13 protein-coding genes are annotated in these 9901 nt (G+C 59.0%); 4 read left to right on the forward strand and 9 right to left on the reverse strand.

What is annotated here, in order from left to right; genetic code table 11:
* The 8 genes from NUV89_RS02950 to NUV89_RS02985 are packed head-to-tail and all read right to left on the reverse strand — an operon-like array spanning position 1 to position 5298.
* Positions 1-384 (reverse strand): hypothetical protein, encoded by a 384-nt coding sequence (locus tag NUV89_RS02950; protein WP_257780230.1) that lies wholly within the window; start codon positions 382-384, stop codon positions 1-3.
* Positions 377-868, reverse strand: coding sequence for a hypothetical protein (locus NUV89_RS02955; RefSeq protein WP_257780231.1), 492 nt, complete (start codon positions 866-868; stop codon positions 377-379). Before NUV89_RS02955 ends, NUV89_RS02950 begins: the two co-directional genes overlap by 8 nt.
* Complete coding sequence (locus tag NUV89_RS02960) at positions 868-1050, reverse strand: hypothetical protein (protein ID WP_257780232.1); 183 nt, start codon at positions 1048-1050, stop codon at positions 868-870. The genes NUV89_RS02955 and NUV89_RS02960 overlap by 1 nt, the downstream gene beginning before the upstream one ends.
* Positions 1034-1408, reverse strand: coding sequence for a hypothetical protein (locus NUV89_RS02965; RefSeq protein WP_257780233.1), 375 nt, complete (start codon positions 1406-1408; stop codon positions 1034-1036). The genes NUV89_RS02960 and NUV89_RS02965 overlap by 17 nt, the downstream gene beginning before the upstream one ends.
* Complete coding sequence (locus NUV89_RS02970; protein ID WP_257780234.1) at positions 1408-2145, reverse strand: hypothetical protein; 738 nt, start codon at positions 2143-2145, stop codon at positions 1408-1410. The genes NUV89_RS02965 and NUV89_RS02970 overlap by 1 nt, the downstream gene beginning before the upstream one ends.
* Positions 2145-2867, reverse strand: a complete 723-nt coding sequence (locus NUV89_RS02975) for an AAA family ATPase (protein WP_257780235.1) — start codon at positions 2865-2867, stop codon at positions 2145-2147. Before NUV89_RS02975 ends, NUV89_RS02970 begins: the two co-directional genes overlap by 1 nt.
* Positions 2868-2927: 60 nt before the next feature.
* Positions 2928-4961, reverse strand: a complete 2034-nt coding sequence (locus tag NUV89_RS02980; RefSeq protein ID WP_257780236.1) for a Mu transposase C-terminal domain-containing protein — start codon at positions 4959-4961, stop codon at positions 2928-2930.
* Positions 4954-5298 carry a helix-turn-helix domain-containing protein gene (locus tag NUV89_RS02985; protein WP_257780237.1) on the reverse strand — a complete coding sequence of 115 codons (345 nt, stop codon included), beginning with the start codon at positions 5296-5298 and terminating at the stop codon, positions 4954-4956. The genes NUV89_RS02980 and NUV89_RS02985 overlap by 8 nt, the downstream gene beginning before the upstream one ends.
* A 156-nt stretch (positions 5299-5454) precedes the next feature.
* On the opposite strand from NUV89_RS02985, the gene NUV89_RS02990 reads away from it, so the two are divergent.
* Together NUV89_RS02990 and NUV89_RS02995 are read left to right on the forward strand one after the other, a co-directional pair.
* Positions 5455-6174 carry a helix-turn-helix transcriptional regulator gene (locus NUV89_RS02990; protein ID WP_257780238.1) on the forward strand — a complete coding sequence of 240 codons (720 nt, stop codon included), beginning with the start codon at positions 5455-5457 and terminating at the stop codon, positions 6172-6174.
* Between the two features lie 363 nt (positions 6175-6537).
* Positions 6538-7419, forward strand: a complete 882-nt coding sequence (locus NUV89_RS02995) for a LysR family transcriptional regulator (RefSeq protein WP_257780239.1) — start codon at positions 6538-6540, stop codon at positions 7417-7419.
* Here the strand turns inward: NUV89_RS02995 and NUV89_RS03000 are convergent.
* On the reverse strand, positions 7409-8158 hold the full coding sequence (locus NUV89_RS03000; protein ID WP_257780240.1) for a sulfite exporter TauE/SafE family protein: 750 nt from the start codon (positions 8156-8158) through the stop codon (positions 7409-7411). The two genes, NUV89_RS02995 and NUV89_RS03000, sit on opposite strands and share 11 nt — an antisense overlap.
* A 107-nt stretch (positions 8159-8265) precedes the next feature.
* On the opposite strand from NUV89_RS03000, the gene NUV89_RS03005 reads away from it, so the two are divergent.
* Both NUV89_RS03005 and NUV89_RS03010 read left to right on the forward strand, forming a co-directional pair.
* On the forward strand, positions 8266-9216 hold the full coding sequence (locus NUV89_RS03005; RefSeq protein WP_257780241.1) for a LysR family transcriptional regulator: 951 nt from the start codon (positions 8266-8268) through the stop codon (positions 9214-9216).
* A gap of 80 nt (positions 9217-9296) precedes the next feature.
* Positions 9297-9749 carry a MarR family winged helix-turn-helix transcriptional regulator gene (locus NUV89_RS03010; protein ID WP_257780242.1) on the forward strand — a complete coding sequence of 151 codons (453 nt, stop codon included), beginning with the start codon at positions 9297-9299 and terminating at the stop codon, positions 9747-9749.
* Positions 9750-9901 lie beyond the last annotated feature (152 nt).

A 9901-nucleotide genomic window follows, 5' to 3' on the forward strand; every position in this document is an offset into this window, starting at 1 on the left:
TTACTGCTCCATATTCGTGTCTGGTTTGGTATTGCGGTGCTTAAGGGCGTCGATGATCTCGCTGATCCGCATACGGCCGTTTGCACGTTGTAGGTCTGTGAGAGCCGGTTTAGGTGGTGCCTGTAGGCTTGGCCTACCCGGTATTGCTCTAATCAATGTTGCCGGTGCGGGCCATCGTTCACAGCTTGCAAACAAAGCTTCAAACGCAGACCGAATCCGCACCGAGTCTGTTTTCTCGTCCCATCGCTGGGCCTTTCTTAAGGCCACCATCCAAACGTCCAGGGTGTGAGTAACAGCGTCAGCAGCGGGCGCACCATCCAGGCGCAAAGCAACCAACCCCATCAGCCCAGCGATAACCTCACGCTGTAGCCAGTCGTCAACCATTCAACCGCCCCTGCAACGCTTGCAGCGCATAGGTGGTCTGGCTAGGACGGATCATGGCGGCGGGCTTGGCCTCATTCGTTACAGGCAACAGCGCGCTTGAAGTGCTTTCGCCTTGCCACTGGCTCATCACCTGGTACAACCAGCCGTGCCCCTTAAGCGGCGTAGCCAATCGGCCCGAGTCACGAGCCCCGAGCGTTTGCTCGATGGCCCAGACCCAGCAAGCGGCCGGAGCGTTGAACGCAACGCCATTGCGCTCAATGCGCTGTGCCTGGATGTCCGGCAGCACTTCGGTAAGAAGCTTGCCGACCCGATCCATGGTCAGTTCCCGCGTCTCCGGCCGGAACAGACCTACATAGCGAATCAAGGCGTTACCCAATGGGCCGGAAAGCTTGAAGGCAACCCCGAGTGCATCGCGGGCGCCGTCATGGGCAATCAACGCGTCGAGGCTGACCGTGGTTCCGCAGTTAGGGCATCGAGTACGCATCAATGCAGCTCCCGCTTTTGATCAGTCTTCTCAAGTTCTTCCGCACGAATACGAGCGAACTTGTAAGTTTCAGAAAACCCGACGCATTTCTCGCCCTGGTAGAGCCGAATAAGACTCCGGCCAGAGATGTAGATCTGAACAACGGGCACTTGTGGTTGAACAATCTCAGTGGACAGTTGCATTTCCGGCACCTGCGCAGTTGGGGTTGTTGGGGCAGTGTTGGCAGGCGCGCCAATGCTGCATTGATTGCGGGTTCTGTGTAGGAGCGGCCTTTTCTCGATAGCTTTGGCACCGCTCGATTGTCAGAACTTCACCAATCGCAATGCACTCAATGCGACCGAGGGCATCCAACACACGGCGTTCCACGCCCTTAGTGCTAGGGCTGGAGTATTTGTTGTTCAGGACAAGGCTGACGGCTGTTCGACTAATTCCAACGCGCTCAGCTGCCCGAGTACGATTGGTTTCTCCAACTTCCGCAGCCAGCAGGCGGACGAACAACGGCGGTTGGCTGCCCCACTTTGAAATATCCACCTGGTTCATCAAGCCAACTCCAATTGGGCGCGTTGAAGAAGGCTGACCCCAGGTCCACCAACGCCCGCCGCTACAAACTCAGTGAGCAACTTTTTCAACCTGGTGTTCTGTTCTTGCATATCGTTCGAGGGAGATGACTCTCCCGATACACCACCGGACTCCACGTTGGAGAAAACCACCTTGTTTAAGTTCGGATCGAATACCTGGAGCGATACGGACTTCTGAATAACGGGATGCCGTGGCCCAGTGGACATCCCCGGCATCAACTTGAAAGTCTGAGGCCCCTGGTAGTCGTATTCGCTAGCAACGAGATACCCGGCTTTGACCAACGAGCCGAAGTAATTAAGTGCGTATGCCTGAGAAACCCGTACGTCTCCGATGCTTGCCATTTCCGCAGCCTGTGCGGCGGTCATTTCCCCCATGATGCGCAGGCTACGCCAGAGGCTTTCCGCTCCCACACCCTGGGTTGAACGGTCACCTGAAAGCGTCACCCTCGGGTGTTCAGCCCCTTCGTCACGTACCAGGCGCCATCGGTGGTCGGCAAACTCCCCAGCCCCATCAACCAGTTCAATGAGTGCGGCTTTATTGAGGGCACGAATGTAGTTTTTGACACTGCCGTCGGATTGACCGGACAGCCGCACGATTTCCCGAGAGCTGAAGCCCGTACGTTTATCGCGAACCGCCTCCCACATGTACTGACGCGGCTCTTTGCCGCCGACCAAGCGAAGCTGAGTAGCCTTGCCCATTAGCGGGTCCTCCGAGCAGGAGCTTCGCCATTGTCCCAGCCACGCTTCCCCCAAGCGGAAAGGTCGATCCGTTCTAGCATCAGTGCTGCGGCCTCGGACTGAACCCTGTAAAGATTCACAGCCGCACGACGCAGGCAACCGCTAGTCGCCCGATTGAGGTCTTCAAGTAAATCGTCAGCGATATGCAATTTCGGATAGCTGGCAGTGGCGAGTTGTTTCAAGTCTTCAAGTGTCGCGGCTTGAGCCGGGACCCACTCCAACACGCGGTTGTGCAGGCGTTCCAATCGCGACAAAGAAGCGGGGACCCGTTCCTCACCGATCAGAACAATCGTCCCCTGGCTGGCGTTGTAGATGTCCGTCAATACGTTCGCTGCTGCTTTATCCAGCAGGTATTGAACATCATCAATAATCAACGGTCGGTTCGATGCAGTGAGCTGGATGGCTATCTGATCAACCATTTCCGACATAGTACGCGTCGGGTGTACTGACATTTCACGAAGGACCGACTGTAGAAAGGCTTTCTTGCTCCAGGTATCCCGGCACTCCACGTAGTAGGCGCGATGCATATTCGCAGCGAACGCCGCCGCCGCACTCTTTCCGAAACCGCTTGGGCCGTACATCGTGACCAAGCCCGGAAGTCCGGCTGGACGTACTTGAGCACGCTTCATAGCACCGGCAAGCAAGCCCACATTGGTCAATGGAACGATTTTGGTTACACTCATTGTGTTGTCTCTCCTTAAGAACGAGCTGGCAGGCTCGTTTACTGCTGTAGATCGCGGGACTTACCCCACGCGTTGAAACACTTCTTGCATCGCTGTGAAGTCCGGGTGGGAGGGATACAACCCCCACCACCTGGCTTCATCAGCGTTCAACTCTTCCCCTGACTTCACACGCTCATCGAGCTTTATCCAAAGCCGATATCGGGCTACGTCATCTCCTGGAACTGCGAACTGCGGACGTTCTGCGTCTAGCTCTTGGGCGTACTCTTGTGCGAGCGTTAGCGCCTCGCTGCTTAGCGTTGCCGAAGGCCGGGTGGTCGGCGCGATCATCTCGACACGATGCCCGGTCAACGTCTCAAGCTTGTCCATTGAGCGCTTGACCTGGCCTTGTTCACGCTTGGCCCGGCTCTTCTCAAGCAGGCTCATCGGCATATAGTCCGAGGAGTTACCATCCAGCAGCGCTTCCCCGACCATTTCCCCGTCTAACGTGTATGCCCAGACACGTGCAGCATCTCTAACGTCGTAGGCCAACCGTATTTCTTGTCCGTGCAAGGACCTCAGGTCATCCATGAAATAGGTGTTGTTCATCCACTGAACTTCACCTCGATGGGTCTTGCGAATAACCTGTGGCCGCATCAGCGATTCAACCAGCTCAGGCGTAGCCACCACCGGCTCCCAGCCTTGGTCCAGTGCTGATTGCCAGGCCTCATCGGGGCTTGGGTATCTTTGAAGGCCGGTCAGTGGATCTCTGATCTTTTGGAGACCTCGATGCGGGGTCCGGTTGTAGGTGGTGATTTCATCCTCTACTCCGGCCATAAACTCCCCGAAGGTAGGCATCAGCCGAGTGGTTCCCAGCTCTTTGAGCTGCTTCCGGCCGAGACGGTGAACTTTCGTCCCGGCGTGCTTATCCATGTCGGCACCGATATAGCTGGTCAGCTTCTTGGCAGCCCGAACCCAAACGGTCTTGTGCCCACGCTCGGAGAGACCGCGTGCCTGGCTGTTGTAAGGAATTGAGTGCTGCATTGTCCCGCCAAGGCGATCCACTACCTCTCGCACCATGTCGTTATCGAAGCCAGAACCGTTATCGACGTAGAAAATGCCGAACATGCAGCGACGAACAGCATCACGCAGCGCATCCAGTACCCCGATAGCCGACTCGGCCTCACCCACGGACACCCCAACAATTCGGCGCGTAGCCACATCGAGGACGGTGGTGATCTCCGGCCGGTAGGGTTTACCGGTAATAGGGTTGATAACTTCCGCATCGAACTTGTGTCCGTCGGCGGTGTAAACGTCGCCCGGGAACATATTCTTGGTCGTCCGGCGTCTAAACGGCTGGAGCGACTTAAGCTCTTGAGGGCTCATGCGACCGGCCTGCAATGCTTCTGGCGACAGCTTTTTCAGGAATCGCTGCACCGCGTGAATGCTTGGCAACTTACCGATGTAGTTGCGGGCAAACTCTGAATAGCTCGCTACAACGCTCGGTTTTGTCGGACGCTGGTAGCACCGCAAGAAGTCCTTAGCCCAATCGGGAACGGTCAGATCTGGCCTTCTGCGCAGCGGGGCAAGTCCAACTTCGCCGCCTTCTCGAAAGGCGGCAATCCAGCGCTTGAGGGTCCGCTCCGAAAGTGCCCGACCACCGGTTTTCTTATGGTTCGCCAACTCAACCCGTTCCATCAGGTACGGGCTCAAGGCTTCGTCATGCGCCTGTTTAACCAGGATCTCGATTGCACGGCTTTGAGGGCCAACGATACTCATCCGCTCGATTTCACGGATAAAGCAGAGCCGGGCCACCATGACTTCCCGCTGTGCGTCAGTCAGCCGCGCAGACGAACGGACTTCCGGCTGGTCGCTTTTGACCGCAACGGCCTGCTCAGGGGTAGCGACTACCGCTGGCAGCGTTTCGGAAACTGACTTCGCCATCAGTGCGGCTTGAGTCTCGGCCGGGAGACAGGCGAATGGATATTCCACCGCTTTGCTTGCAGCACGTTTCCGGCATTCCCACTCAAGGCGCACAGCGAGCTTACGAATACCCGGCACCGAGCCTGGAAGCCCCGGAAGGCCTGCAAGTTCTTGAGATGTATACCAGTTACGCATCGGTCTCTTTCCGCTGGGTTTTACTGTGACCAACCGGACCTTTTTCGGTATGCTTTGGGGATACCGTATTGGACTCTGCACGATTAGGACGCTGGCGAATTGGCGAGCCATCTGCGTTCCAGCGCTCCGGCCAAAGTTGAACTGGCTGAAGCCCGAGAGCCTTGGCGATTTCCCTTTCCACGCTTGGGTACGGACGCTTCTTCGCGTTACGTACGGCGCTGTCGCTGAGCCCCTGGTCTCTCGCCAGCTCGGCGAGATTGGTTCCGCGAACACGGAGTTGGAATTTGATCCATTCCCAGCGGCGTTCTAAATCAAGCGGTATGTCGAAGGTTTCCATTGCATAACCATCAGTCAGGGTGGTTTTTTTGGCTTTCTAACGGCCGGTTCAGCACAATATATCCCGTATACGGGACTAGGTAAACCGAATGCGGGAGTTTTTATTCCCGTTTTCGGAACTTGCATTGATCGTATTGAGAAAAAGCACGTGGAATCAGTGACTTACACGGAAAAGAAACATCCACAGCTCGGCGAAAACGCGGTTTCTTTTCCAAATCCGGGAATAGAAACCCGAATAGCGACTGTGGCGGGCCTTTTCGAATCCCGAAAACAGGCTGCGGAAGCCGCTCAAGTCGGGCTGTCGTCACTTCACAGGTGGATTGCCGGGGAAGGCATGCCCGCCTTTAACTCGCTGGCCCTTCTGGCGGCGGCTGTTGGCGTGTCTCTCGACTGGATCGCATCGGGGCGCGGGGAGATGTATCCCGTGGAGGGCGCGCAGGCAGCACCCGACGACCCTGGCACTTATGCCTATGTGCCGCTGTATGACGCTCGTATTAGCCAGGGCCATGGCGCCTGGAGCGACGGTGCACGCGTTCTGACGATGCTGGCCTTCACTAAGTACAGCCTCCATAAGAAAGGCTTGCAGGCGTCACAGCTCGCCGCCGTGCGCGTTGACGGGGACTCAAACGAGCCATCTCTAAAGGATGGGGACACTGTGATGGTCGATCTGTCCCGGAACGTGATCCAGGGCGAGGCGTTCTATGTAATTCGCTTGGACGACCTGCTCTACGCCAAGCGGCTGCAACGCCAGCTCGACGGCGGCGTGTTGGTTATCAGCGCCAATACGGCCTATCCCGCTATCAATGTCCCGGCAGATCGCCTGGAGCGCTTGCAGGTCGTTGGACGTGTGGTCTGGTCTGGCGGCTGGATGATCTAAAGCCCAAGTGCCAAAAAGCCCGCTAAATGCGGGCTCTTTGTTGGTTCTGGTTGTTTTTCGACTTAGCGCCCTTTTTGGCACTAGTTAAGCCTCCCTGGTTCGTTCAGAGCCCGTCTTTCCTGGCTTGCCCGTTTTCTTCCCTCTTCTTCCCACCAGTTTCCTTTAGTGCCATATCTCCCACAGCCTCACATCAAACTCGCCAACACCTGGCGCTCCTGCCAGCGGGCCAGTGCATTCAGCACGCCGCTAAATGGCCGCTTCGCCAGCACTACAAAACCTTTTTGACCTTTCATCTTTTCGCCCTCCCTTGGGGATGGCACAAGTGTGTGGCTGGGCTTAAGATCAATCCAACGAATGTTTCTTATGCAATACATCTCAGAGATTGATGATTTGTCAGGCTACCCCAGTATCGACACCGAAGTGCTGCGCACCTTCGTCGCCATCGCCGACCAAGGCGGTTTTACCCGCGCCGGCGAACAGGTCAACCGCACCCAATCGGCGGTGAGCATGCAGATGAAACGGCTGGAGGAAGATGTGTTGCAGCGCAAGCTGTTCGAACGTGATGGCCGCCAGGTGCGCCTGACGCCTGAGGGCCAAGTGCTGCTGGGCTATGCGCGGCGCATCCTGAAACTGCACAGCGAAGTGTTCAACACCTTGCGCGAGCCGCATATGGTCGGGCTGGTGCGCATCGGCACGCCGGATGACTACGTGATGCGCTTCCTGCCGGGGATTCTCAAGCAGTTTTCCAAGGCCTACCCGCTGATCCAGATCGAGCTGCACTGCGAGTCGTCAACGGTGCTAATGCAGCGCCGCGACCTGGCCTTGACCGTAATCAGCCGTGAACCCACCAAGGAAGTCGGCGAGTTGCTGCGCACCGAACGCATGGTGTGGGCGGCGGCGCCGTGTTTCTGCGTGGACGAACATGCGGCCCTGCCGCTGGCGATTTCCGGCCCCGACTGCCTCTACACCCAGTGGGCCTGCTCGGCACTGGATGCCATTGGCCGGGACTATCGCCTGGCCTACCACAGCTCCAATGTCGCGGCGATCCAGGCGGTGGTCAACGCCGGCCTGGCGGTGATGGTCAGCATGGAAAGCCTGGTGACCGAAGACTTGCGCGTGCTGGGCAGCGACCAGGGGTTCCCGCCGCTGCCGTCAATGAACCTGCACTTGCTGCGCAACCCGCTGATGGCCTCACCCATCACCGCATGCCTGGCCGACTACATCATCGAAGGTTTCAGACTTTAAAGGTCAGCATCACCGCACACACGATCAGGAACCCGCAGAACAGCCCGCGCAGCACTCGCTCCGGCAAGGCATGGGCGACTTTCACCCCCCAACTGATGCTGAGCAAACCACCGACCGCCAAGGGCACGCCGATCCACCAATCCACTTCGTGGTGCCAGGCATAGGTCACCAGGGTCACGCCGGTGCTGGGCAATGCCAGGGCCAGGGACAGGCCTTGAGCGACGACTTGGGTGGTGCCGAACAGGCTGGTCAGCACGGGCGTCGCAACCACCGCGCCACCGACGCCAAACAACCCGCCCATGGAACCGGACGCCGCGCCCAGCACACCGAGCCATGGCCAGGAATAACGCATCTCGGCACTTGGCGGCGCATTGCGTGTGAACATGCGCAACAGGTTGTAGGCCGACAGCGCCACCAGGAAGGCGATAAAACCGATACGCATCGCCCCCGCATCCAGGCCCACCGCCCAGATCGAGCCCAGCCACGCAAAGCAGAACCCCATGCTGCCCAGCGGCAGGGCATGGCGCAGTTGAATACGGTTGCGCTGGTGGTAGCGCCACAGCGCGAGCATCACGTTCGGCACCACCATCACCAGGGCGGTGCCTTGGGCAATCTGCTGATCCAGGCCGAAAAACACCCCCAGCACGGGGATGGCAATCAACCCGCCACCGATGCCGAACAAACCGCCCACCGTGCCCAAGGCCACGCCCAATACCAGGTACAACGCTAAATCCAACACAACTGGCCACTCCGCAATCCCAAGGCCTGCATGCTACGCAGTCCGCTCTAGCACGGAAACGCACAGCAACGCACAATGGCTGTGCCGATCTCGCATAAGCGCCCCTCATGAACCCGAATACCTTGACCGACCAACTGAGCCTGTTTCTCGATGTACTGGAAACCGGCAGCTTTTCCGCCGCCGCGCGCCGCCATCCCCTGACGCCTTCGGCGGTGGCGCGGCGTATCGACAGCCTGGAAAACTCTGTAGGCAGCCGCCTGTTCCAGCGCAGCACCCACGCCGTGGTGCCGACCCCGGCGGGCCTGGCGTTTGCCGAGCGGGCGCGGCGGATTGTCAGTGAGTTGCAATTGGCGCGGGCCGAAGCGGTCTCCCTGAGCCATGCGCCGGAGGGCCTGATTCGGGTGGATGCGCCGGCGGCGTTTGGGCGCCGGCACTTGGCGCCGGTGATCGCCGACTTCCTCAATGTGTACCCGGGGCTGGATGTGCACCTGCACCTGATCGACAGCTTTGTGGATATGCAGGGCGCGCACCTGGGCAAGGTTGACCTGGTGCTGCGTGCCGGGCATATCGTCGACACGCGGCTGATCGCCACGCCGCTGGCCAGTATCGTGCGCATCGCCTGCGCCAGCCCGGCGTACTTGAAAAGCCGGGGCACGCCGCGCCATCCACGAGAGCTGAGTGAGCACGACGGGCTCGACTGGGATGGCCTGGCGCCGATGTTCGCCTGGCGTTTCGAACTGGACGGGCGCCGCGCCACTTATCGCCCGCAGCGCATCCGCATGAGCGCCAACAATGCCGAAGCCCTGCTCTCCGGCGCCTTGGCCGGCTTGGGCATCGCCCATTTGCCGACGTGGCTGGCCAGCGAATACCTGGTGCGCGGCGAACTGGTGCCGCTGTTTTGCGAAGACGGCCTGCCAAGCCCGGAGACCACCGGCATCTACGCCCTGCGCCTGGAACAACAGCCCAACGCCCGCAGCCGGTTGTTGCTGGAATACCTGAAAACCCGTTTCAGCCCGGTACCGCCCTGGGATCTGGCCTTGCAGAGCGGCTTGGTCTGACTGCGCGGCCAGAATTATCTGGCGCATTAAACATTTGCCCGCTAGATTCCAGCCCATAGATGCTTTTCCGAGGTGCCCCCATGCGCAAAAATCCCGCCCCGTGCGAATCCCTGATGCTGGACAACCAGCTGTGCTTCGCCCTGCACTCCACGTCGCTGCTGATGACCAAGGTCTACAAGCCGCTGCTGCAAGCCCTTGGCCTGACCTATCCGCAATACCTGGCCATGATGGTCCTGTGGGAAGAAGACGGTTTGACCGTCGGCGAAATCAGCAGCCGCCTGCTGACGGACCCGGGCTCACTCACCCCGCTGCTCAAGCGCCTGGAAGCTGAAGGGCTGCTGAGCCGCACGCGCAGCCGTGAGGATGAACGGGTGGTGGTGGTGGAACTGACCGACGCCGGGCGCGCCTTGCAGGACAAGGCCATGGGCATTCCGCAGTGCATCCTCGGTGCCAGCGGCCTGGAGCTGGAACAACTGCGCAAGTTGCAAGCTGATCTGATTGCGTTGCGCAGCAACCTGCAAGCCAGCGTCTGACACAGTAGACCTGCCACACAAACCTGAAGTGTGGGAGCAATCAATGTGGGAGCGGGCTTGCCCGCGATAGCAGTGTGTCAGCCTATGCATCTGGCACAGACAGACCGCTATCGCAGGCAAGCCAGCTCCCACATTTGTTTGTGTGATGTGGC

The sequence above is a fragment of the Pseudomonas sp. 18.1.10 genome (assembly GCF_024655625.1).
Classification (GTDB): domain Bacteria; phylum Pseudomonadota; class Gammaproteobacteria; order Pseudomonadales; family Pseudomonadaceae; genus Aquipseudomonas.